At 44.5% G+C, this 24,216-nt stretch carries 24 protein-coding genes and 3 pseudogenes; 18 read left to right on the top strand and 9 right to left on the bottom strand.

What is annotated here, in order from left to right; all coding sequences use genetic code 11:
- Positions 1-11 precede the first annotated feature (11 nt).
- The 3 genes from RH949_RS25235 to RH949_RS25225 all read left to right on the top strand — a co-directional run bounded on the left by RH949_RS25235 (position 12) and on the right by RH949_RS25225 (position 2,188).
- Entirely contained in the window at positions 12-740 is a 729-nt protein-coding gene (locus RH949_RS25235; RefSeq protein WP_446357004.1) for a Crp/Fnr family transcriptional regulator, read from the top strand.
- 417 nt (positions 741-1,157) lie between these two features.
- Positions 1,158-1,571 (top strand): response regulator, encoded by a 414-nt coding sequence (locus tag RH949_RS25230; protein WP_006105892.1) that lies wholly within the window; start codon positions 1,158-1,160, stop codon positions 1,569-1,571.
- An 86-nt stretch (positions 1,572-1,657) separates the two neighbouring features.
- Positions 1,658-2,188: a shikimate kinase gene (locus tag RH949_RS25225; protein WP_044210942.1), complete on the top strand. Its 531-nt coding sequence runs from the start codon at positions 1,658-1,660 to the stop codon at positions 2,186-2,188.
- Between the two features lie 238 nt (positions 2,189-2,426).
- On the opposite strand, the gene RH949_RS25220 is transcribed toward RH949_RS25225, so the two are convergent.
- On the bottom strand, positions 2,427-3,446 hold the full coding sequence (locus RH949_RS25220; protein WP_446357001.1) for an AI-2E family transporter: 1,020 nt from the start codon (positions 3,444-3,446) through the stop codon (positions 2,427-2,429).
- Between the two features lie 282 nt (positions 3,447-3,728).
- Here RH949_RS25220 and RH949_RS25215 point away from each other — a divergent pair, with 282 nt between their 5' ends.
- The gene (locus RH949_RS25215; RefSeq protein ID WP_446356999.1) at positions 3,729-4,115 is read left to right on the top strand and encodes a hypothetical protein; all 387 of its coding nucleotides are present in this window, start codon (positions 3,729-3,731) and stop codon (positions 4,113-4,115) included.
- 388 nt (positions 4,116-4,503) lie between these two features.
- Here RH949_RS25215 and RH949_RS25210 read toward each other — a convergent pair whose 3' ends face one another.
- On the bottom strand, positions 4,504-6,087 hold the full coding sequence (locus RH949_RS25210; protein WP_446356997.1) for a B12-binding domain-containing radical SAM protein: 1,584 nt from the start codon (positions 6,085-6,087) through the stop codon (positions 4,504-4,506).
- 203 nt (positions 6,088-6,290) lie between these two features.
- Here RH949_RS25210 and RH949_RS25205 point away from each other — a divergent pair, with 203 nt between their 5' ends.
- The 3 genes and pseudogenes from RH949_RS25205 to fdhD all read left to right on the top strand — a co-directional run.
- Complete coding sequence (locus RH949_RS25205; protein ID WP_446356995.1) at positions 6,291-7,217, top strand: cobalamin-binding protein; 927 nt, start codon at positions 6,291-6,293, stop codon at positions 7,215-7,217.
- Positions 7,218-7,403: 186 nt separating this feature from the next.
- Complete coding sequence (locus RH949_RS25200; protein ID WP_044210940.1) at positions 7,404-8,780, top strand: DNA phosphorothioation system restriction enzyme; 1,377 nt, start codon at positions 7,404-7,406, stop codon at positions 8,778-8,780.
- 215 nt (positions 8,781-8,995) lie between these two features.
- Positions 8,996-9,514, top strand: a pseudogene (gene fdhD / locus RH949_RS25195) (formate dehydrogenase accessory sulfurtransferase FdhD); the annotation flags it as partial.
- A gap of 262 nt (positions 9,515-9,776) precedes the next feature.
- On the opposite strand, the pseudogene RH949_RS25190 reads toward fdhD, so the two are convergent.
- Positions 9,777-9,914, bottom strand: a pseudogene (locus tag RH949_RS25190) (Hsp20/alpha crystallin family protein); the annotation flags it as partial.
- On the opposite strand from RH949_RS25190, the gene RH949_RS25185 reads away from it, so the two are divergent.
- Positions 9,892-10,152, top strand: coding sequence for a DUF4058 family protein (locus tag RH949_RS25185; RefSeq protein WP_446357016.1), 261 nt, complete (start codon positions 9,892-9,894; stop codon positions 10,150-10,152). The pseudogene RH949_RS25190 and the gene RH949_RS25185 sit on opposite strands and share 23 nt — an antisense overlap.
- Positions 10,153-10,270: 118 nt before the next feature.
- On the opposite strand, the gene RH949_RS25180 is transcribed toward RH949_RS25185, so the two are convergent.
- The gene (locus tag RH949_RS25180; protein ID WP_446356992.1) at positions 10,271-11,467 is read right to left on the bottom strand and encodes a HEAT repeat domain-containing protein; all 1,197 of its coding nucleotides are present in this window, start codon (positions 11,465-11,467) and stop codon (positions 10,271-10,273) included.
- Between the two features lie 255 nt (positions 11,468-11,722).
- On the opposite strand from RH949_RS25180, the gene RH949_RS25175 reads away from it, so the two are divergent.
- Entirely contained in the window at positions 11,723-13,624 is a 1,902-nt protein-coding gene (locus tag RH949_RS25175) for a ferredoxin--nitrite reductase (RefSeq protein ID WP_446356990.1), read from the top strand.
- Positions 13,625-13,827: 203 nt separating this feature from the next.
- Here the strand turns inward: RH949_RS25175 and RH949_RS25170 are convergent, their stop codons facing one another.
- Both RH949_RS25170 and RH949_RS25165 read right to left on the bottom strand, forming a co-directional pair.
- Positions 13,828-14,265: a hypothetical protein gene (locus tag RH949_RS25170; RefSeq protein WP_006105938.1), complete on the bottom strand. Its 438-nt coding sequence runs from the start codon at positions 14,263-14,265 to the stop codon at positions 13,828-13,830.
- 98 nt (positions 14,266-14,363) lie between these two features.
- A complete protein-coding gene (locus RH949_RS25165) occupies positions 14,364-14,567 on the bottom strand; it encodes a hypothetical protein (protein WP_006105971.1) in 204 nt (67 codons plus the stop codon).
- A 236-nt stretch (positions 14,568-14,803) separates the two neighbouring features.
- Here RH949_RS25165 and RH949_RS25160 point away from each other — a divergent pair, with 236 nt between their 5' ends.
- Positions 14,804-15,871, top strand: coding sequence for an anthranilate phosphoribosyltransferase family protein (locus tag RH949_RS25160; RefSeq protein ID WP_446356988.1), 1,068 nt, complete (start codon positions 14,804-14,806; stop codon positions 15,869-15,871).
- A 248-nt stretch (positions 15,872-16,119) separates the two neighbouring features.
- Here the strand turns inward: RH949_RS25160 and RH949_RS25155 are convergent, their stop codons facing one another.
- Together RH949_RS25155 and RH949_RS25150 are read right to left on the bottom strand one after the other, a co-directional pair.
- Positions 16,120-16,281 (bottom strand): hypothetical protein, encoded by a 162-nt coding sequence (locus RH949_RS25155; protein WP_006105927.1) that lies wholly within the window; start codon positions 16,279-16,281, stop codon positions 16,120-16,122.
- 17 nt (positions 16,282-16,298) lie between these two features.
- Positions 16,299-16,508, bottom strand: a complete 210-nt coding sequence (locus tag RH949_RS25150) for a hypothetical protein (protein ID WP_006105907.1) — start codon at positions 16,506-16,508, stop codon at positions 16,299-16,301.
- 581 nt (positions 16,509-17,089) lie between these two features.
- On the opposite strand from RH949_RS25150, the gene RH949_RS25145 reads away from it, so the two are divergent.
- The 8 genes from RH949_RS25145 (at position 17,090) to RH949_RS25110 (ending at position 23,973) form a co-directional block, all read left to right on the top strand.
- Positions 17,090-18,433: a transporter gene (locus RH949_RS25145; protein ID WP_083799236.1), complete on the top strand. Its 1,344-nt coding sequence runs from the start codon at positions 17,090-17,092 to the stop codon at positions 18,431-18,433.
- 140 nt (positions 18,434-18,573) lie between these two features.
- Positions 18,574-19,236, top strand: a complete 663-nt coding sequence (locus tag RH949_RS25140; RefSeq protein WP_446356984.1) for a class I SAM-dependent methyltransferase — start codon at positions 18,574-18,576, stop codon at positions 19,234-19,236.
- A 19-nt stretch (positions 19,237-19,255) separates the two neighbouring features.
- On the top strand, positions 19,256-19,768 hold the full coding sequence (locus tag RH949_RS25135; RefSeq protein ID WP_446357014.1) for a methyltransferase family protein: 513 nt from the start codon (positions 19,256-19,258) through the stop codon (positions 19,766-19,768).
- Between the two features lie 225 nt (positions 19,769-19,993).
- Complete coding sequence (locus RH949_RS25130) at positions 19,994-20,242, top strand: hypothetical protein (RefSeq protein WP_044210929.1); 249 nt, start codon at positions 19,994-19,996, stop codon at positions 20,240-20,242.
- 195 nt (positions 20,243-20,437) lie between these two features.
- A complete protein-coding gene (locus RH949_RS25125) occupies positions 20,438-21,502 on the top strand; it encodes a fatty acid desaturase (RefSeq protein WP_446356982.1) in 1,065 nt (354 codons plus the stop codon).
- 205 nt (positions 21,503-21,707) lie between these two features.
- Positions 21,708-22,349, top strand: coding sequence for a Uma2 family endonuclease (locus RH949_RS25120; RefSeq protein ID WP_006105885.1), 642 nt, complete (start codon positions 21,708-21,710; stop codon positions 22,347-22,349).
- Between the two features lie 16 nt (positions 22,350-22,365).
- Positions 22,366-23,469, top strand: a complete 1,104-nt coding sequence (locus RH949_RS25115; protein ID WP_446356979.1) for an endonuclease NucS domain-containing protein — start codon at positions 22,366-22,368, stop codon at positions 23,467-23,469.
- A gap of 237 nt (positions 23,470-23,706) precedes the next feature.
- Positions 23,707-23,973 (top strand): hypothetical protein, encoded by a 267-nt coding sequence (locus RH949_RS25110; protein WP_044210926.1) that lies wholly within the window; start codon positions 23,707-23,709, stop codon positions 23,971-23,973.
- Positions 23,974-24,117: 144 nt separating this feature from the next.
- On the opposite strand, the pseudogene RH949_RS25105 reads toward RH949_RS25110, so the two are convergent.
- Positions 24,118-24,216: pseudogene (locus RH949_RS25105) on the bottom strand (RNA-guided endonuclease InsQ/TnpB family protein); the annotation flags it as partial.

The raw sequence follows: 24,216 nt of genomic DNA, 5'->3' as shown, positions 1-24,216 counted from the left end.
ACTATACTGAAATGCCCTCATTAAATAGCAATTTGATCAGGATTAATCAACTGCTGACGGCTCTAGCCGATCAGGAATACCAACGCCTTGTTCCTCACCTCGAAGAAGTCTCTGTGCCATTAGGACAAATTCTTTATCAACCTGGAGAACCGATTCTCCATATCTATTTTCCGAATCGGGCGATGGTTTCTTTAGTCACCCTCTTAGCAAATGGTTCGACAACTGAAGTGGGCATGGTAGGGAAAGAGGGGATGGTGGGGATTCCTGTATTTCTGGGGGATAGGATGGCAATTAACCAAGCCGTTGTGCAACTTGAAGGCACAGCAATGAAAATGGATGCCTCAATTCTGAAACGCGAGTTTGATCGAGGGGGTAGATTGCAACAATTGCTCCTCTTCTACACCCAAACCCTATTAAATCAGGTAAGTCAAACGGCGGCTTGCAATCGCCAGCATCGGCTAGAACAAAGGCTGGCTCGTTGGTTACTCTCCGCTCAGGATAGTATTTCTGGCTCTGAGTTGCGACTCACTCAAGAATTTCTGGGCAATATGCTGGGAACCCGTCGTGCTACGGTGACAGTCGCGGCGGGCAAGCTTCAGGAGGCAGGTGCAATTCGCCATCACCGAGGGATGATTACTATTCTCAATCGGGAACTGTTGGAAACTATAGCGTGTGAATGTTACAGCGTCGTCAAACACGAGTGCGATCGCTTACTTTATCCGAAACAGGGCGATCGGTGATTTGTCTTATGTCATTCGTCATTCGTCATACTCAAGGGAGCGAGAAGCAAGCTACGTCATTTGTGATAATTGAACGGTTAGGGCGGGGCGGGTTTAGTTATATCAGGGTGAAAACGAAACGTTAGTGGTAAAACCCGCTCCTACAAAAGATGTTTCATCGGAACGTCTCAGCTCCCCCTGCTTCCCCAGCTTCCCCAGCTTCCCCAGCTTCCCCAGCTCCCCCAGCTTCCCCAGCTTCCCCAGCTTCCCCAGCTTCCCCAGCTTCCCCAGCTCCCCCAGCTCCCCCAGCCCTACCTCTGTACGCTACCGTACCGACGAATACTCTTCATTGTGTAATGCTTGAACAGCAAAAGGTCTAACTCAATCTTTGCCAGCGTAGGCGATCGCGGTTGAATCAACAAAAGCTAAGCGACACTAATGAACCATAATTTCAAAAATCGGCGGATTCTAGTTGTAGATCACAATGCCGATTCCAGAGAATTACTCAGCATCATTTTTGAGCAAGAAGAAGCCAATGTTCTGACTGTTACTGGCGCGAGGGAAGCTTTAGAGGTATTTGAGGATTTTCAACCGGATATTCTACTCTGCGAGCTACTTCTGCCGGAAGAAGATGGCTATTGGCTGATCCGTCAAATCAGAGGCTTAGAGACAAAACCAGGGTATCATGTCACCGCGATCGCGGTGACGGTAGCAGCGACTGAGCAAAATCGCCAACTCGCCCTAACCGCAGGGTTTGACAGCCATATCGCCAAACCGCTCAAGGTTGATGATTTATTAGCGATCGCGGCTATCCTTGAGCAGGGTAAATTTTGCCCCCAATTGGCACAATAAGCTAAGATGCATTGAAATTTTATAGGATGCAATCAGGTAGAATATAACTCGTCTTAACCAGGAGATGAGAGAGAAACACTTTAGTGATGAACGATTTATTAAAAGGCATCAATGTCTACCTGATTGGCATGATGGGTGTCGGTAAAACCACCGTAGGACAACGATTGGCAAAAGAACTAGGCTATCGTTTTGTAGACACAGATGTCCTAATTGAACAAGTAGCAGGACAAACCATTAACCAGATTTTTGCTGACAGGGGGGAGGACGAATTTCGCCAGTTAGAAGCTCAAGTCTTGTCAGAAGTATCCGCTTACACTAACTTGACTGTTGCCACAGGTGGTGGCATTGTACTCAAACAGATGAATTGGAGTTATCTGCACCAAGGTTTAATTGTCTGGTTAGATGCCCCTGTAGACCTATTAATACAGCGTCTGCAAGATGATACTACACGCCCATTATTACAAACAACTGATCCAACAGCAGCACTGCAAAATTTACTTGATAAACGGCGTCTTATGTATGCAGAAGCCGATCTTCACATTCCAATTAGTGTCAGTGATACACCGGAATTCATTACATCACAGATAATGGCAGCAATTCCTTCAGTTCTTAAATAAAATTAAAGGAGTAGGTTGGGTCTAGGGACGAGACCCAACAAACAAAAACTTGATGCAAATCTGTTGGGTTTCACTTCGTTCAACGCCCCCTGAAAAATGCTTTTTTAATAAGCTGTTCAGCATTTAAACCTTAATATTAATAATGGCGCAATCCTTGTAGTGCGTTTAGCGAAGCCATGCCGCAGGCTTTGCATCTTGCTCGCTACTAATACCCAATTTAAATGCATTACAGCTTAAACTATTCCCATTTGTTTAGGATATCCTTGACCAAAACTTCTTTTAAGCAAACCTGAGCCACGACAACAATAGGAAGCGCCAGAAACAAACCAAAGATACCAAAAAATATAGCAAAAGCCATCTGAGATAATAACGTAACCGCTGGCAGCAAAGACACCTGTTTTTGCATAACCAGCGGAGTTAAAATATTACTTTCAATTTGCTGAATTACTATATACAAAATCACCACCGCTAGAGCTTTCCAAGGCGAATCCAGTAAAGCCAATGCCACGGGCGGAATTACACTTAAAGTCGGACCCAAATTGGGGATAAACGTGAATATACCCGCTAACAAACCATTCGCCAGTGGCAATTGTACCTGCAAAATCCATAACCCAAGCCCACTCAATATAGCAATTACCGTCATGTTAAAGAGAATACCGACTGCCCAACCTCCCAGAGTATCTTCACATTCATCCAGAATCTCCTGAATTCGGCGGCGATAAAAGGCAGGAAAGAGGAGGATAAAACCCTGGCGGTATGGTTCAGGATTGGCGAGTAACATAATGGTGACAACCACAACTAGCAACATATTCAAGACTAGACCAATTGAGCTGTAGAATATATCAAAAAAGTTGCCAAAGAGTTTTGTTACCCATGAGCGCAGATTTTGAGTAAAAACATTCAAACCGCCAATATCATCTAAAAGTCCATCGGGAACCAAATTTCTTACCCAGTTTGCCCATTCAGGAATTTGTTGTAATCCAATTGGAACTAAATCGATCAATTGCTGAACTTGATCAATAAAGGGGGGAACAACCAGGACAAAAAAACCACTTAGTAATCCTAGACAAAAGCCCACAGATATAATAATAGCGAAAGCGCGTTTGAGCCGAAAGCGGAGCAGAAATCTCACCAGACGGTTAAGTGTAGTGGCAAAAACTACGGCAGCAAAGCCGAGCAAAATAACCGTTTTGATTTTCCACAAAATGTAAACTGAGAGGATAAATAAGAATAATCCCAGTAATGAACCTATACGCACAAACTTGCCTCCACTCAAGGATTAGGTTAACCTTACATTTTGCACGTTTATCAGTAAGCCCCGACACCCGCTAATTTCCACCAACCTACTTAATCGTAGGCAAAGAAGCGCTATGGGCTTCTTCTACGCAGAAGGAGAGATACTTGGCTCTGGGAGTGGTGATAGCACCCCGATGTTGGTGGTATAAATGTCAGTATTGCTCAAACTCTAACTTTCCATAGACGATAAACTTGCCTCGATATGCTTTGCTAAGGTATAACCGTTTATCAATAATAATGCTTTATGACATCCACTTCACTAACAAAACCAGCAATTGCTACCTTGGTACTGACAAACGCTATAGAAAAAATAGGTGAACCCATCGAAGGAAAGTTGCTTGAACAACGGCACAAATTATGGCATCTACTTCAAGATAGATTTCCCACAACGGCAAATGAGATAGAACTAACTGAGCAACAGCCATTAAATGGCAATCAAGCGGCTCGCCTTGCCAAACATATAGAAGAAGTCGCCAAAACCGACTCAGAGGTTGCTAAAAGCGTCCAAGCTATAGCGGATACCGTACAGTCTCAACCCAAGAGCCTCGATAAATTCACGAAGATAGCTCAAGACATTAAGATGGGAGTACAGGATCAGATTGCGAATAAAACTAACTTAGATTTATCTTAGTTTCGCAAGACGTTTCCTTGTCAGTTATCAGTTGTCAGTTATCAGTTATCAGTTGTCACAGACTTAGCACGAATGGCACTGAAATAAGCATTAGGGAATCACCGAAACCTTTGATATACCGTAGGGGCGTGGCACACCTTATTTGATGAATTAGAATTACGCCCGGAAACCGTAGGGGCGCAAAGACTTGCGCCCGATTCAATGGTAAAATCTATTCCACAATTTTAGCTGTGTCAAGCCGCCATCGTGGGTTTCGACTTCGCTCAACCCACTAACCTTAAGTCAGTACCATTCGACTTAGCACTGCTTATTGATAACTGTTCACTGATCACTGTTTACTGACTTAGCTGTGCCAAACCAGTAGGAGAGAAACTTGAAGCACGTTATGTTATACAGTCACCTGAGTTTTCAGATTCTCTGTAGAGGCTTTTAACTTCTCCTCCCGTGCCAAAAACTCCGCCAACTGTTCCTCAATTTGATCCCGGACAATATGACGATATTCCATAAAATGCTCGTTGTGAGCGCAAACAATTAAATAATGCTCCCAAACCGCTGGATTTCGCCGAATCATACTAAATAAATGATGCCAAAACTTCCAGCGTGTTTTCCGTTTCAGCCCCTGTCGCCAACACACAATTGCCACTGCCTTTAAATCTACCCAACTCGGCAATTTAAATGGGGGTTGACACTTGGGTTCTCCGAGTTTCAGGAAATACCGATACACCCGATCTAAATATTGCTCTGGCTCATATAATTGCCAAAACGCCTCGACATATTCCCGGGCAATTTCTTCTAAAGGGCGAGTGGGGATAAAATTCATTAACGTAGTCTGGTTAATATTGCCATCTTTGCCCCGGAGTCGCCCCTCCTTATCTAACCGATGCCACAATGCTGTATTTGGTAACGCTTGCAACATGGCAAAGGTTGTAGTCGGAATTCCTGTCTGTTCAGCAAACCGGACAATCCGCGAACCCGCACCAGATTTTTCCCCATCAAAACCGACAATAAAACCAGCAATCACCCGCAATCCTGCCTCAGTAATAATATCCACGGATTCAGCCAACGAACTGCGGGTATTTTGGAATTTTTTGGTCAACTGTAAACTATCCTCATCGGGGGTTTCAATTCCCAGAAACACGGCATCAAAATAGCACTCGACCATTAATTGCATCAGTTCCGGATCTTGCGCCAAGTCAACCGAGGCTTCGGTATTAAATCGGAAAGGATACTGGTGTGCTTCTTGCCAAACTTTTAATTCTTTGAGCAATAACTTGACATTCCGCTTATTGCCAATGAAATTATCATCAACCATAAACACACCCCGCCGCCATCCCAGTTCATAGAGATAGTCTAATTCTGCCAATAACTGAGCGGGTGTTTTCGTCCGGGGCTTGCGTCCATAGAGGACAATAATATCGCAAAATTCACATTGAAACGGACAACCGCGCGAGAATTGCACCGACATTGAATCATAAGCGTCCAATTCCAATAAATCAAACCGAGGAATTGGCGTGGTTGTCACATCCGGTTTTTGCCCATTGGAACGGAATATGCCTGTCTCATCTCCCCGTTGAATCGCCTCGACAAACAGGGGTAATGTAATTTCGCCTTCGTCTAAAATCAGATAATCAGTCCCCGCCTGCTGCACCCCATCGGGAACAGAGGTGGGGAAAGGACCCCCACAAGCCACCCGTTTCCCTCGCCGTTTGGCTTCCCGGATTTGTGCCAGTAAATCCCCTTTTTGGACAATCATCGCTGAAAGAATCACAATATCCGCCCATTCCCATTCCGCTTCGGTGACGGCTCGGATATTGCGATCCACCAGTTTAAATTCCCACGTCTGTGGTAAAATAGCCGCAACAGTGAGCAACCCTAAAGGAGGCAGCAAAACTTTGCGATCGACTAATTCTAATATTTTTTCATAAGACCAGAATGTCTTGGGAAAGAGGGGATAGACGAGCAATGCTTTCATATTAGAACTAAATCACCTAAAATTTGGCATCGGATAATAGTACACGTTTTAGCACAAATATCCGGTTAAAGTAACAAATCCAACCTCATGAATTTCGAGTGAGTGCTTTTACATTCTACAAAATTTTCACTCAAATCCTCTGCGTCCCTCTGCGTAACCCTCTGCGTTCCTCTGCGTTGAAAAAATAAAATCTTCACTCCATCATGCCAACATCCGACCTAAAAATAGTCTCCCTACTCCCTAGCGCTACCGAGATTGTCGCCGCTTTAGGCTTAACCGATGCAATTGTCGGGCGATCGCACGAATGCGACTATCCCCCTGAAATCCAAAACCGCCCCATTTGTACCGAAGCGCGACTAAATGCCGAAAAACCAAGCGCCCAAATTGACCGAGATGTGCGTCGCTTAGTCAAGGACGCCCTGAGCATCTACCAAATTAAAACCGATATCCTGGAACAGTTACAACCCACCCACATTGTTACTCAAGATCAATGTGATGTCTGTGCGGTCAATCTTCCAGAGGTGGAGAAAGCGGTTGCTGAACTCACCCAGAGTCAGCCAAAAGTAATTTCCTTGCAGCCGAATCAATTAAGCGAGGTATGGGCAGATATTGAACGAGTAGCGGCTACATTAGGCGTAGACGCGCAACCCTTGCTGAAGCAACTCCAATCTCGTGTGGACACCATTCAGCAAATGACACAGAACCTCTCCCTCGCCAATCAACCCACAGTCGCCGCGATCGAATGGACTGATCCGTTAATGGCGAGTGGGAATTGGATTCCCGAATTAGTCGATATGGCTGGAGGTCATCACTTATTTGCCGCCTTGGGTAAGCATTCGCCGTACTTAGAATGGGATGCACTACTGAAAACTGACCCCCAGGTTATGATTATTATGCCCTGTGGTTTTGATTTAGAGCGAACCCGTCAGGAAACCCAGCAGTTAACTCAGCGTCCAGAATGGTCAGAGTTACAGGCGGTACGGAATAAGAGAGTCTATATTACCGATGGCAATGCTTATTTCAATCGTCCCGGACCCCGATTAGTGGATTCGTTAGAAATTTTGGCAGAAATCCTGCATCCAGAATTATTTAATTTTGGGTATCGCGGAAAGGCTTGGGAAATTTTTTAGTGTTGAGTGTTGACCCTTCGCTTCCTTCAAGGGAACCTGATTTGTAGGGGCGGGTTTAGGGACTTCGCGCCAGCTATTGATGATAACGTTGGTTCAAAACCCGCCCTCATCTTCCAGACGTGCCATGGCACGTCTCTACATGGCTCCCCCTGCTCTCCCTCTGCCATCTGCCATCAAAAACCGGACATGATATCACCAGGTTGTCCCCGGCTACCCCCATCACTGCACCTGCGTTCCTACCAGCAACAAGCGATAACCAACTGGTTTAGCAATCAGGGACGCGGTACGCTGAAGATGGCAACAGGGAGTGGCAAGACAATTACCGCCCTCGCGATCGCAACCCAACTCTATCACCAAATCGGCTTACAAGTCTTACTGGTTGTTTGTCCCTATCGTCATCTAGTTACCCAATGGGCGCGAGAATGTCAGACGTTTAATTTAGAACCGATTCTGGCATTTGAAAATGTACGCCATTGGCAAAATCCACTGTCTACTGCCCTTTATAACTTACAATCGGGCAATCAATCTTTTCTGACAATTATCACCACCAACGCCACATTGATTACAGAGGGGTTACAATCTCAACTCAAATACCTTCCCCCCAAAACCTTAATTGTTGGTGATGAAGCCCATAACCTAGGGTCTCGACGCTTAGAAGAGAGTTTACCGCGCAACATTGGCTTACGTCTTGCCCTATCCGCCACACCAGAACGCTATTTTGATGAAGAAGGAACCCACGGCTTATTCAACTATTTTGGCTCAGTTTTGCAACCTGAACTGACTTTAGCGGATGCGATTCACCAAGGGGCATTAGTTCACTATCTCTACTATCCAATATTAGTGGAATTAACCGAAACTGAATCTATCGCCTATGCCAAATTTACGAAACGCATTGGCTGGGCGCTAATGAATAATGAAGGGGTCGATATCCAGAATAATGATACTGTAACTGCCTTATTAATGCAACGCGCTCGTTTAATTGGGTCAGCGGCTAACAAGTTAACCGCATTGCGAGAGTTAATGGCAGAACGATTAGAGACCTATCACACGTTATTTTATTGTGGAGATGGTTCAGTGGAAGGCAGTGTAAGTCAGGAAACCACTCGTCAATTAGCAGCCGTAACCCGGTTATTAGGAAGTGAACTTGGATATCGGATTAACACCTATACAGCAGACACGCATTTAGCCGAACGAGAGGAATTACGTCGTCAATTTGAAACCGGGAAATTACAAGGATTGGTGGCGATTCGCTGTCTTGATGAAGGGGTAGATATTCCAGCGATTCAAACCGCTGTTATTCTTGCTAGTAGTGGAAATCCCCGCCAGTTTATTCAACGGCGGGGGCGGATTTTGCGCCCGCATCCTGATAAGGAACGGGCAACTTTATTTGATATGATTGTTCTGCCTCCAGATTTAGGACGTGAAACGTTAGAGGTGGAACGGAATTTGCTCAAAAAAGAGTTGAAACGGTTTTTAGAGTTTGCTGATTTAGCCGATAATGCAGGGGAAGCCCGACTAAAATTGCTGCAACTTCAGAAACGGTATGGATTGCTGGACATTTGACCCTAAGTAGGTGGACATAATTAACGTGAACGGTGAAGATTGTCATTCGTCATTTGTCATTTGTCATTTGTCATTTGTCATTTGTCATTTGTCATTTGTAAGAGTTTTAGGTTTATTTACAGAAATTAATATAGATAGCTTTATTGACACCGACCTACTTAGCATTAGGTTTGATGATCGAGTGGAAAGGCGATAGACCGAACCCGACTATCGGATTAGAACGCCACTTTTTTACCACCAGCGCCTGTGGCGTTTGTGGAAAAGCCAGTCTAGAAGCCCTACATTTACAGGGATGTCCAATTATCTCAGCCGGATTAACCGTTAGTCCAGATATTATTTATAGTTTACCCGAACAATTACACACCGCCCAGCGGATTTTCTCAAGTACCGGAGGATTACACGCCGCCGCCTTATTCGACACCCAAGGAAAATTACTCTCAGTACGAGAAGATGTGGGACGCCACAACGCCTTGGATAAATTAATTGGCGCTGCTTTTTTGAGTAATCAATTACCTTTAACCAACCAAATTGTTCTGGTGAGTGGACGTTCTAGCTTTGAGATAGTACAGAAATGTCTAACCGCAGGTGTCCCGATTGTTTGTGCGGTATCTGCACCCAGTAGTTTAGCCGTTGCCTTAGCCAGGGAGTTTGGCATCACCTTAGTCGGATTTTTGCGCGGAAAACGATTTAATATTTATACAGGAAAAGAACGGATACATTTTGAGGAGAAGTAAATCGGTTAGCTCCAAAAACATACAACCGATTTTTGGGGAGGCTTGAGAATACAGCAGTTTGCTCTGCTATGCGGTACATTGTCGATCCCCCTAAATCCCCGTGCAATAAAAGCGAAGCATCCTCTGGCTTCCCCCTTTTGAAGGGGGACGGGAGGGGGATCTGGAGTACCTCACTCAATCCAGTCAGCTTTAGCTGACTTAAGCTTTTAGCCCGGAGTTTGAACTCCGGGCATAGGGCTAATTTAGAATGGTGAAAGATCCCTTAAGCGGTTGGTTCAAGCTGAACTTTAACCACTTTGTTCTTTTCTTGTTCCGTCTTAGGCAACGTCAGATTTAAGATACCATCTTTGTATTCAGCTTTCACATTCGTATGCTGAATCCGGGCTGGTAACGGAATAAGTAGACCTCATGCCCAGCTTTATGCCTTTAATTTAACCGATGCGATTCCTAAAGTCGAGTTACCGTTACAGGGAGAAGAGAATAGTCCGATTCTGGATTTAAAACTCATTCTCGATGGCGTTTATCAGCGTGCAGGGTATCACTTCCGCATTGATTATCATCAGTCGCTCACTCCTGCTGTTTCTTCTGAGGTAGCGGCTTGGCTGAATACGCTGCTAGTTGAACAGGGATTACGGTAACACTGATTTCTCGGATTTATTTGAGTGTTGGGGGTGGGTATGTGAGATGTTAGTCACACTGATTTCACGGAGGTTTTAGTTCTCACTGGACAAGATAATTTTACTGTTCCCTGTTCGCTTACTGGAGTTGTTGAATTGCCGCATTAGCGTGTAATCTTACACTCATTTGAGGATCATTCTGGAGTTGTCCTAAAGTTTCCATGGCGTCGCGGATTCCTAATTGTCCCCAACTGTAAGCCAACGCCTGTTTAATGGCGGTTGTTTCAACACTGGGATGTCCCGACTTAAAGAAATCCAGCAAAATTTTAGCGGCTTGGTATTTCAGATTCGGGGTTTCAATCCGCCCAAAAACGCGCACGATTTCTAATATAGAGTCTTCGGCTATGGTGGATAAGGCTTGGTGTAAATACTCCAATGTTGTCGCCGTTTCGATCCGCGCCAATACCTGAATGACAGTAAGTTGTAGGGGAACAGGAGTTAGAGGCGATCGCACAACGTGGGATAACGCCTCGGCTGCTTGATCAGTACCGATTCTACCGATCGCGATCGCGGCTTGCTGACAGACGTCTAAGTTCAGATCATACAGCAGGGGTTGCAGATAGATTAATGTATCGAGATCTGTCTCTGAGGAAGCGCTTAAGCCTAACCCGATCACCGCTTCTTTACGCACAGACGCGGCATAATCTTTTAATGCCACCAAGAAAACGGGTACAATGCGATCGTCATGGAAACGACTCAGGGCAGCAATGGCGGTGACGCGCACCTGTACATCTGGATCATGGACGACGCTTAATAAGGGATTAATCACCTCTGCACAATGCATTTGAGCTAAGGCGCGAGTGGCGAAAAGACGAGATTCCGGTTGCACTAGCAAATCAGTCAACGCCTCAACCGCAGCATGTCCGATCGCGGCTAATGCACTCGATGCGATCGCACTTAACTCTTCGTCTTCACTATGATCCAGTAATTTCACCAATGTCCGAATCACCTCAGGCGTATTAAATCCCCCCAAAATCCGCCCCGCAAACCACCGTTGCTCTAAATCCGCCTCCTCATCTTCCAGAATCTCGATCAACGGTGTTACAATTCTCTCGCCCCATTGTGGCAAAACCTTGGCAATATCCCAACGCGCCTGAAAATCTCCCTGTTCCAAAACCGTTAACGCCATCGCCAATCCTAGAGGCAATTCCTTTGCTTCTGGATTGGCATGATTTCGGCTGCACTCATCCAACGGTAATTGCTGCAAACATTGAGTGACTGACAACCAATCCCTCTGCTCTGTGGCAACTGTGGCTTGTTTAAGAAGTTTGTCCATTGTTTAATCAATTGCATCCTTACCCAGACTGAATGGTGTGCCACTTCAGCCTCACTCTTCCTATCGTTTCATAGAATCGATGATTTATAAACATTTAATTCACAAATTGCATTTATATGATGCAGTTTGTTCAAATTCAACTTAAAAGCGTATCCAAATATACAATTTACGACTTTAACCTTGCTTACCTTACTGAAATTAAGAGGGTAAATTTTAGTAGAACCGAAAACCGTAAAAATCCATCAAAATAGCGCTATGACTACAACAAAAGACGTATCCAAAAAAATAAACAAAGTGGAAAAAGCCAAAGCCGAGAAAGATGGGCTAGACATTAAACAGGAACTGGAAAGCTTAATCCAACTTGGCTGGGAAAATGTTGATAAAACCGACTTAGAACTCCGCCTCAAGTGGTTAGGTGTCTTTTTCCGTCCAGTGACTCCCGGCAAATTCATGTTGCGCTTACGCATACCCAATGGTTCTCTTGACAGTGAGAAAATGCGGGTTCTCGCCAATATTGTGCAGCGTTATGGTGATGATGGTAGCGCCGATATTACCACTCGCCAAAATATTCAACTGCGAGGCGTCCGTTTAGAAGATATTCCAGACATTTTCCATCAACTGCAATCCGTTAATCTGACCAGTATACAGTCGGGAATGGATAATGTGCGGAATTTAACCGGATCACCCGTCGCTGGAATTGATGCAGACGAAATCATTGACACCCGTGACATGCTGCAAAAATTGCAGGACATGATTACCAATAACGGGGAAGGCAATTATGCATTTACAAATCTTCCGCGTAAATTCAATATTGCCATCGAAGGAGGACGAGATAACTCCATTCACGCCGAAATTAATGATATTGCCTTTGTCCCTGCTTATCGGGATGGAGAATTGGGCTTTAATGTTTTAGTCGGCGGTTATTTATCAGCCCAGCGTTGTGTGGAAGCGATTCCTTTAAATGCATGGGTTCCAGCAAATGAAGCAGATGTGATTAACTTGAGTGGTGCGATTCTCACCGTTTATACTCAGAACGGATTAAAAGAGGGATTAAGAAAAAGCCGCCAAAAAGCCCGGATGATGTGGTTGATTGATAAATGGGGCGTAGACAAATTCCGGGCGGAAGTCGAAAAAACTTATGGGAAAGAACTCCTCCCGGCTGCGCCTGAGGATGAGATTACCCAAGAGAAAAAAGATTACATTGGGGTTTATTCCCAAAAGCAACCAGGATACAGTTATGTTGGCTTACTGGTTCCCGTGGGGCGCTTGTCAGCCGACACCATGTTTGAGTTAGCCCGATTAGCTGATGTTTATGGCAATGGTGAAATTCGTTTAACCGTTGAACAAAATTTAATTATTCCCTACATTGCCAATGACAAAATCGAAGCATTTCTGAGTGAACCGTTACTCCAGAAGTTTCCGATTCATCCCTCTACGCTTACCCGTTCCTTGGTGTCTTGTACTGGGAATCGCTATTGCAATTTTGCCATCATTGAAACTAAGCAACGGGCATTAAAACTGGCGCAAGAACTGGATCAAGAATTAGATATTCCCGAACGAGTGCGGATACACTGGACCGGATGTCCCAACTCCTGTGGACAACCTCAAGTTGCTGATATTGGCTTAATGGGTACGAAAGTTCGTAAAGATGGCAAGCCTGTCGAAGGGGTGAATCTTTATACTGGGGGAAAAGTCGGCAAAGATGCTCAACTCGGAGACGTATTGGAAAAAGGAATTGCTTGCGATGACTTAAAACCGATTCTCCGGAATCTATTAATTGAAAACTTTGATGCTAAAGTTAAGGATGGAGTGGTTATAGAACCAGAGCCGGAAACTCAGGAGAATGTTCCGGAGGATACTCAACCTTCATCTGAGACAGAAACCAACGGTGATCAAGCTCAAACCAAGCTATTTTTCGCGGAGTCTTGGAAACAGGTTGACGCTAATTCGCCGGAATTTATCCTGGATACGGCTGAAAGCCAAGGCATTGAAATCGACAGTAGTTGTCGTGCTGGTACTTGCGGAACTTGTGCTAAGACGTTATTAAAAGGTCAAGTAAAGTATGACGAAGAGTATAGTGCCTTAGCCGATTTAGAGGAGGGCATGGTTTTGACCTGTTGTGCTGTGCCTGAAGGACAAGTGGTGATTGATGCTTAAGGCATTTGTCATTAGTCCTTAGTCATTCGTCATTGGTTTGTCCTATAGTTCTCACATTGGGTTGGGGCGGGTTTAGTGAAATTCGGGTGAAGCCAAAAAAGATAATAGTGAAGCCCGCCCCTAGATTGGGACAAACCTCTGTCACCCTTCATTGTTCATCCTTGCTATCGCCTGTCCCCTGTCGGCTCGATTAGGCAAGCCAATTATTTTATTTTTTCGCCCAAAAATTGATAAGGATTGGTATAATGATTTGAGTCTCCTGAATACAACTTAAAATACATAACGCCTGAGCCTAACCACAAGACTAAAAAGATTAACGTCATCAGGGAAGCCCAGGAAAAAAGCTTAGGTTTTCGGCTGGTGGTTAATAATTTATGGGGTAATGGTGAAAGTTCTAACGGTGTACGACTTGGGGGCGTATTTAGGGCAACTTCGGTGCCTTGGACAGTAATTAATTTCAGCTTATGTAGCTCTGTAAGCGCGGCGTAAACTTCGCTCAAGCTAACTGAATGTTCGAGGAATTCTGCTGTCCAAGCCTGAAAGTCATGCCAGTTAAAATTTACTTTATGATTGGTTCTAGTATGAAACCGAATCCAGTGATAGAGTAAACTCTCGCAGGGGGAAAGCTTAGTCTTGATCATTACCAAAACTCCAAATTTTCTATACGTTTTAGCATTGTATGGAGGTGATATTGGCTGAACAACTTAGCTAGAGGAGGCGATCCTTTCGCTGAAAGTGGCTACAGCACTAACAGATATTCTCCATGTTCCGGAATCCAAGTCAGCCATTCATGATCCGAGACTTGGGAGAGTATCAACGCCTCATAGTGGGCAAATGGATTGGGGAGTTCCTCTAGTCTCAGCCACATTCCCGGTTGCAGATAGCGAAAAATTGCACTAGCCGAGAGGTTGGCTGGAGGGGGTTGCGGTTGTGGATTTTGCATATCTGTGCCGTCTGATTCTCGATTCTCTTCTTGTATCAGAATATACTAAAATTAAAATCTGTATCAAATAATACATAAAAATTAATTGTAGATTTGTTAACTAATCCTCACAGCGTTCACTCAATGCCGAAGTCGTTGCATCTTTGTTCAGGAATCACGAACGGTTCTCTGTCAATCTGCTATCGTCCTAAACCGTTATCGCCATAGTCCAATCGTCCTATTTTTCATCCCCCATTATGAGTATTATTTTCAGAGAACTGTTAAAGAAAGTGGGTAGCGGTAGCCATACTCACAAAGATTTAACTCGTGAAGAAGCCGCCAACGCCACAGAAATGATCTTGAATGAAGACGCGACTCCGGCTCAAATTGGGGCGTTTTTAATCGCCCATCGGATTAAGCGCCCCACGAGTGAGGAACTTGCGGGAATGTTGGATGCGTATGATCAATTAGGTTGCACAGTACCCCGCTTATCGGGTGATCCGATAGTCACGGTAATGGGAACACCCTACGACGGGCGATCGCGAACCGCCCCAGTGACTCTATTAACGGCGCTGATGCTTGCGGCTTCAGGGGTTCCGGTAATCCAACATGGCGGCGACTGTATGGCAACAAAATATGGCATTCCCCTAGTAGAAATTTGGCAAGGATTGGGCATCGATTTTACCCGATTGAGTCTTACCCAAGTGCATCAGAGTTTAGAAACAACTCGCTTTGGGTTTATCTACACCCCTAACCATTTTCCGGCGACTCAAAGTTTAGTGAATTATCGAGATCAGATTGGCAAGCGTCCCCCCTTTGCCACGATTGAATTAATTTGGCTTCCCTATGCTGGAAACGTGCATTTAGTGGCTGGGTTTGTCCATCCCCCAACGGAAGAATTTATGCAGGGAACATTAGCGTTACGAGGCGTCAACAATTACACATTAGTCAAGGGGTTAGAGGGAAGTTGTGATTTGCCCCGTGAACGGACGGCGATTATTTCGACACATAAACCTGGAGATAGCGAACCCTATCAACGCCTGAAACTTCACCCTAGGGATTATGGTTTTGAAGGGAAGGAAGTTCCTTTAGAGTCCAAGGAACAATTATTGGCACAAATTAAGGATGTTTTAGCCGGAAAATCTTCAGAATTGCAAAAATCCGTGATTTGGAATGGTGGGTTTTATCTTTGGCGTTGTGGGGTTTGCCCTGCGTTAGAAGATGGATTAAGTAAGGCGGAGTCTTTGTTAACTACAGGGGCACTTCAGCGGCAATTGACTGAGATTGAGTCTACTGTAAGTTATAGCAACCGCCATAGCGGTTAGGACACATCATTTATGTAGAGACGCGCCATGGCGCGTCTCTACAATGGTGCCGAAAGTCCTAATCGATGTGTCTACTGCTATAACTGGGCGGTTAAAACCGCAGCTACACAAACGAAACCCGCCTGCGCGGGTTTCCACACCCCTAGTTTTTCTTCATTTTGTCAAGCGAAATTTGTTGGTTGACCCGCGATTTCCTTTTCAGGAGGGCTTAAGATAAAAGGGTATTCCACAGAACATAATATTACCAATTAACCTCGCCAATCTGCTAACTGAGTCACGAGAAAATAGCGAACATGATCGGTAAATGTAGAACCGAAATCGTTTGTCCCATGACCCATACCCGGAACAACATAACAATCACTATTCGGAAACCGTTTGGCACAAGCCTTAGCATCGGCGACATTCACCATGCGATCGCGCTTCCCGACTAAAAAGCGAATCCGACGATGAGAGTCTTGACACTAAACATCCGCAGCATCAGTTGAGTATCAAAGGAAATACCCCGATCCAGAAGCGGTTTAATTTCAACATGCGCCACCCCGGAAAACGTCCGCGTGAAACTGCGTTCACCTGCTAGGGGTGTGTCAAATAATGCCACAGCAATCCCCATCTGCGTCAGCGTTGGCACTTTCTTCATCAGCAATGCGGCTAAACCAAAGATGGTTAATGCCGAGTTATACTCTTACGTTTCATCGTAACTGAAAGACCCTTGAGCCGAATATCCCTCTTGTCCAGTCCAGTCGAGTTCAAAGGTAATAGCCTGGGCAGAAACAGCCGCTATTGTCAGTAAACTCAGTACCGCACTAGAAGCAGCAATTGTAATTTTTGACAGAGACCAGTCATAGCAAAATCATTATGTCCAAAGGTTGATCAAGTATACGTTACCGTTCTTAATGTCTGTCAAACTTACATTAAGTGGCTCTGCACAATAAATGTAAACGGTGAGGCTCATCATTTATCATTATGTGCTGGGCGAGGGTTTAAAGTAAATTCACATAACGTAACCTAGTTAAACATTATCGGCTTTTAGGGTCTATGCTCCCTCAGCAATCACGTCTTTTACCCTTCACCATCAAGTTTGACAACCTGTCTTTTGACTTAAACTGTAACCCCAACCAAAATAACAGACACTGTTTACATACGTTGCGTTAACGAGAGGTTGATTCAGTGAAAAGAGATCACCGTCGATTCAGTTGGGTCATAATGGGAATTATCTGGATGTGTCCGATAAGCGTGAATGCACAACCCTTGCCAAGGATAAACCAAAAACCCTTCTTACCCATTCCCGATACAATCTCACAAACGTGGGAAATTCAATCGGAAACCAAACCAGCGAATGTAGATTTCTCTAGGGAAATTGATCCGATTATAGATCGACAACAGGCAAATTATGATCGATGGGACAAACGTTCATTGACTCCCCAACATGAGCGAGAGGCTCAGGTTAACCCTCTTGGTGTTCTAGACTTGCTGGAAAAAACTTCAACGGCTTTGAGCCATCCCATTTCCTTCGATGAGATATCAACCGGACAATCCACTCCTGAAGTTCTAACTCCGCTGCCAATCTTTAATTTAGACGATCAAAACATCCAACTTGCTGATAGCAATAATCAAATAGAACCCTTTCGATGGACTTCAGGACGACCCGATGGACATGCTCCTATTGGCGTAATGGGTGATCATACCCACAGTGCCGGAGAATGGATGTTCTCCTACCGCTATCGGTTTATGGATATGGACGGTAATCGGGAGGGTACAGATAACCTCAGCGATGCCGAGGTTTTGCAACAGTTTCCAGTGACTCCGGTACGCATGACCATGCAAATGCACGCACTAGGGGTGATGTATGCACCCAGCGATGACCTGACGTTGATGGCGATGATACCTTATGTTTTCAAAGAAATGGATCATGTTACTCGTCGCGGCGTGCGCTTTACTACCAATTCAGAAGGCTTCGGTGATATCAAACTCACAGCACTTTACAAAGTCCTAGATCAAAGCCAACAGCGCTTGCACTTGAATATCGGCATGAGTTTCCCCACAGGCTCAATTGAGGAGCGAGACAATACCCCAGCAGGTGATGACCAGATTTTACCCTATCCCATGCAGATCGGTTCTGGCACTTTTGACTTACTACCTGGTATTACTTACTTAGGTCAGAGTAACAATTGGTCTTGGGGCAGCCAAGCGATCGCGACGCTGCGCTTGGGTGAAAATAGTAATGATTATCGACTCGGTAATCAACTGATGCTCACGGGTTGGACGGCTTATAAGTGGACAGATTGGCTGAGTACCTCAATTCGTCTCAATGGTCAGACGTGGGGAAATCTTGATGGATCTGACTCTCGTCTGAATCCGATGATGATTCCCACTGCTGATCCAGATAGACGAGGTGGCACTCAGTTAAATTTAGGCTTTGGTGTTAATCTCTATGCTCCCAGTGGTAATCTTCAGGGAAGTCGGTTAGCGATTGAGTTTGAATTACCTCTTTATCGTTCTCTGGATGGCCCGCAGCTTGAAACGGATTGGCGGTTGACGGCTGGTTTGCAAGCCGTTTTTTAGGGGTGCATGGTGCATGGTGCATGGTTCATGGTTTATAGCAATCAACAATGAACGATGAACCATCAACAATCAACGTATCCTTAACATTCCGTAATTTTTCTTAAACTAAAAGATAGCATCTTATTTTCCGAATCAAGACTATGCTGCTGCAATCCAACCAACGGACGAAACTAGACGATACCGACGATACCCTGTTTTACTCTTTCCCTCGCTTTGTCACCCATGTTGATGCGGGGTTTCTGGATCAACTCACTCAACTCTATAGAGAACGCCTGAAACCCCATACTCACATCCTGGATATGATGAGTAGTCATGTTTCCCACTTGCCCGATGACATGGAATTCGCCCATGTTGAGGGACATGGGATGAATGAACAGGAACTAGCACGCAATCCCCAATTAAACCATTATTTTGTCCAGGATCTGAATAAAAATCCTCAGTTACCGTTGCCCGATCAAGAGTTTGATGCGGTTCTCAACTGTGTCTCGATTCAGTACCTCCAATACCCTGATGCGGTGTTTCAGGAGATTTACCGCATCCTCAAACCTGGGGGTATCGCCATTATCAGCTTTTCTAACCGCATGTTCTTCCAAAAAGCGATCGCGGCATGGCGAGACGGAACTGAAGCCAGTCGTGTGCAACTTGTCAAGGGTTATTTTCAATCTGTACCCGGATTTGCTACTCCCGAAGTGATGGCCCCTTCTTCGCCAGTTCCCAGTTTGTTCCAGATGCTAGGGGTTGGCGGGGGTGATCCCTTCTACGCCGTCATCGCCCAGCGTCAAGACAATCAACACGGAGTTTAACTAGGAGTTATCACCAATGATGCAACGTTTACGAGATTGGGGATTTACGCGGGAATGGCGGCAGGGTAAACGTGGCGAGTACCTGGTGTTGCTACAGGCTATCCTAATTATTGGTTTCCTGTTGCTACCCGTTTACCGCCCCAGTAGTTGGGTGATTAACACTCCGCTTCTGTTTTATCTGCGCTGGGGTTTCCTCATCGGATTAGAGGTAACGGCATTAGTCTTTATTCTCAAAGGACTACAGGATTTAGGAGAGAATCTCATTCCTCTACCCTATCCCAAAGATGACGGACAACTGGTGCGATCGGGTGTTTACAGTCTGGTGCGCCATCCCCTCTACAGCAGTTTAGTGTTTGCTGGTTTGGGTTGGGCAATCTTTCAGCTAAGTCTTTCCCACCTCATAGCGACGGTGATCCTCTTGATTTTCTTGGATATCAAAGCTAGACGGGAAGAAACCTGGTTAACTCAGAAGTATCCGGAATACACCGACTATCAACAGCGAGTCAAAAAACTGATTCCTGGTTTATACTGAAAGGCTGTGTCACCGTGGTCAGAGCCGACTTCCCATGCGGGCTAACGTTATTTGCCTACCCAGAGGAAAACACTTGACAGATGGGGGTTCCAGCTTATCAAGCTTGTTGGCTTTCATAATGAATGACTCAGCCAGTCATAAAATTGCCCTATATGATGCAACAAAACTTGATGTTCAAGATACAATAGCCTGTGGTGTGAGTAAGTAAAAATAACTATTTAACGAATGCTAAATCGTTCATCTAGTGTAGTCTGTCCACCCAACCCGAATCGGGAAGCTGCAACCGAGAGCGATCGCGGGATGGTAAGCAACACGAGTGACCAACGCCTGATAAAATTAATGAAGTCGATTTACCAGGCTGATCAGCAAGTCAAGTATCTACATTTGCAAGCAGAAGTAGATTCACTATTGCAGCAGCTCCAAATCCTCCAAAAACAACGGTTGGCTGCGGCGCAATCCGACGCCAATAATTAAGGGGAACAGTAGTGTTTGGTTTGATTCATGCTGTTTTTGCACCCCAGAACTCATTCTTGGGGTGCTAAGTTTTGTCAACTCTGACGGATAAGCACAAGGAGATACCCTTCTATCTGCCAGTAATAGACGGCTGGGCAGGATTTTTTTTGCCTGACTATTCGCAATTCATCAACATCTCATGTATTAAATTCTTTCATGACTATATCGACAATCAAAGAACAAAGTCCCGCTTACTCCTTGACAAGGGTTACAACGACCTTACGGTTAAGAGACATTTTGCGAACGTTACCGCGTGAAGTGTTTGTGAAAAACCGTCGCAAAGCCTGGACAGTGGTTCTGGTGAGTATTGTAATGGTGGGGTTAGGCTATGGGGGTTTAGCGATCGCGCCCTGGTTTTGTTTACCGCTATTATGGATTTTCACTGGTACAGCATTGACTGGCTTTTTTGTGATCGGTCATGATTGTGGTCATCGTTCCTTTGCCAATCGCCGTTGGGTGAATAATTTGGTGGGACACCTGGCATTTTTACCTTTACTTTATCCCTTTCATAGCTGGCGTATTCTCCATAACCACCATCATACCCACACGAATAAGCTTGGCGAAGATAATGCATGGCAGCCTTTTACTATAGAGTATTATGCCAGCCACCCGATTGTAGTTAAGTTGTTTTACCAACTAACCCGAGGTCGATTGTGGTGGATTGGTTCGATGTTCCACTGGGCTTTACTGCATTTTAACTGGGGGAATTTCCAGGGGAAACAGCGTTCTCAAGTCAAGTTTTCCGCGTTGTTGGTTATCGGTTTTGCTGCTGTTGCATTTCCTTTACTCTTTGCCACAGTAGGTGTGTGGGGAGTGATCAAATTCTGGCTACTTCCCTGGGTTGTTTACCATTTCTGGATGAGTACCTTTACCATTGTTCACCACACAGCACCCGATATTCCCTTTACCCCAGAACCAGAGTGGAATGAAGCTGAGGCTCAACTATTTGGTTCGGTTCACTGTGATTATCCCCGTTGGATAGAGTTTCTCTGCCACGATATTAATGTTCACATTCCCCATCACATTTCCAGTGCGATTCCGTCCTATAATTTGCGGTTAGCGCATCGGATTCTCAAAGAAAATTGGGGAGATGAATTGCGTGAATGCCGTTTTTCTTGGTCGTTGATGAAACAGATTACCGATCAATGTCACCTGTATAGTCAACAGGAGTGCTATCAGTCGTTTAAAGACTATCGAAAAGCAATGGCTGGAGGCAAGTAATACTGGATTGTCACACTAACGTGAATTAGATGAGAACCCCGATTTCTTCAAGAAGTCGGGGTTCTGGTATTAAGTTCAATGACACGCTCAACAAGCATTTTGGGATCGCCGAAACCCTTGATCGTAGGGTGGGCATTGCCCACCATCCTCATCTTTTGCGTGCTAAGTTACAATATTAGCGATCGCGAGCCATAGCAAGGTTGTCATGAGTCAACTGCAAGCCAAACTACCAACCGATACCTGGGTCAATGCGACTTGGGACGAATACCTTCAGGCAATCAGTGATCCAGCCTACGAAAAAGCGAAAGGCTACTATTATAACGGATGCATGAGGCTAGAGATGTCTCCACTTGGTAACCCCCATTCCCGCGACCATTTCATTGTTATTGCTGCGATTGCCCTCTTTGCCAGTATTCGAGACATTAACTTTGATGGTCATGATAATTGCACGTATCGTAAGACAGGCTGTGAGGAAGCCCAACCGGATGTTTCGTTTTATGTCGGTGACAACGCGGAAATAGTCCCTTGGGAAGCGACGATTATTAATCTCGATACCTACCCACCCCCTGATTTAGTCATTGAAGTTGCTTACTCTTCCCTAGCCGATGACAAAGGAGAGAAACGTCTCCTCTACGAATCCTTGGGAGTTCGGGAGTATTGGATTATTGATGTAAAAAATGTTCAGGTTATCGCCTTTGAGATTCAAAATGGCGGAAGTCGGCGAATTTACCAATCTCAGGTGTTTCCTGGTTTAGAGATTGCTCTATTGGAAGAAGCATTTCGGCGTAGTCGGCAAATGAATCATGGTAAAGTGAGCGCTTGGTTGTTGTCGCAGTTTCAAGCTTGAGTAAAGGTTTGATCCTATGAACCAACGGTATCAGATCAATAAAACTGCTAACGGATGGGAATTTGCTAACGAAGCAGTTCTGGAAGATTTCGTTTGGGATAATCTTGAAAAAATGCTTGGATGGAAACCCTTGAAAAGACAGCATCATGTTAATGGAAACTACTCTGATATTTTAGCTATTGTCAATAAGGATCAACTCGTAATTATAGAGCTTAAAAACAGTGAAGATAGATATGTTATTCAGCAGTTAACTCGTTATTACGACGCTCTTTTAAAACAAAAGCCTTATCACGATAAAGTAAATTACAAATTACCAATTCGTTTGGTCGTTATATCTCCAAATTTTCATGCAGATAATTGGGTGGATTGTAAATATCACCGTTTAGACTTTAATTTATTTGAATTTTCAATCCTTTGGGAATCACAACCTAGATTCAAAATACAACAACTAAAAACTAATAATAAGTATGAATTTGATATACCTTATTGTTTAGATGCGAATCCCCATAAAGCTAGAGAAATTTACCCAGTTCCAAGGTCTCTAAAGACGGCTTTATCGAGATGCTCAAACTATAATACCGATATTCTTTTAAGGATTAGGGAAAAACTATTAAATTTTGATGAGCGAATTCAAGAAATTCAGGTCAATAGTGGACATTTTATTTTTGGTAAAGGAAAAGCAAAATCTTGTGCTGAGTTTAAAAGCCAGCAAGACAAGCGAGGCAATAATTTAATTAATTATGTTCCAGTTTTTGCTTTATGGCTACCTATTTCATTAATTAGCCTAAATCCCCAAGATCGACTTGGTAAAGTTATTTTACCTGAAGGTTTATTTCTTTTCAATGGAGTAAATTGGCAAGAGGGTCACTCCTACATTTACAGAACACTCAGATACATGACAGGGCAAAGACAGAAGATAAAGAATACATGGGAGATAAATCAGTATATTAGGTTTTTGTTAAGCAAAGAATTAAATAAAGATATCGATCATAATAAGTTGGATAAATCAATCCAACAATACTGTGAGCAGAAAAACCTGCCTAATCCTCGTGAAAGCAATGATAAGTGCTTGGATTTTTTTGTGGAAATTGCCTTGGAAAAATGGCAGAAGCGACTATAAGTGCGCTCCCAAATTGCCATAGCGTGATCGCGCACGGCTGAACCACTGCTGTAGGTTGGGTTGACTCGCCGAAACCCCACAGGGTAAGTTACCTAAATTGCCACCTTGCAACCACCACTAAATTTAAAAGCCTTTTAGGAAAAATTTCTGATAGCAAAAGCAGGGTATCAATCAAAGCCTTGAAGTTTTAGGAAATGTTACTCTAGGGTTACATAGCAATCGTTGAGGGACATAGCCGTGAGCCAAGTTGTCAAGCTAGAACTGAGTGATGAAGTATATGCAGCCTTGAAGCGACAAGCTGACAGTGTTGGTGTTTCTCTATCCGAGTGGATCGCGATCGCTCTCGAACTACAAAGTGGTTTACCCAGTCACCAGAAAACTCAAGCTGAGAACGAAGCCACACCTCAAGAGTTGCCCAACCCCAGCCATTCTGGAGCTATTGACGTAGGCTATCTCACAGGATCTGATAATAGGGGCGTTGATGCTGATTTGGTTGGTTTATAGCTGAGATATCGCCAAATAATACCCTAAGCTGAGTGCGATCGCTTAAGCTGTAAGCAAGAGATTTCCATTTAGTCTTAATTTCTCCAGAAAGGCTATTGTGATATACTCCTACACTAACCTGAGTACAGGTATAGTGTAGGCTTCTCAACCAATCCGGCTATTGCGTAGGAGGCGTTGAGCTTTAAGAACGGGATGCCCCTCCGCTCTATTTTTTATATTGATAGCTGCGTTATGGTCACGGTC

It is taken from the genome of Coleofasciculus sp. A1-SPW-01, from assembly GCF_040217205.1.
GTDB classification, from domain to species: domain Bacteria; phylum Cyanobacteriota; class Cyanobacteriia; order Cyanobacteriales; family Coleofasciculaceae; genus Coleofasciculus; species Coleofasciculus chthonoplastes_A.
Note: the sequence above shows the minus strand (reverse complement) of the source record. Positions and strands in the feature narration are given on the sequence as shown.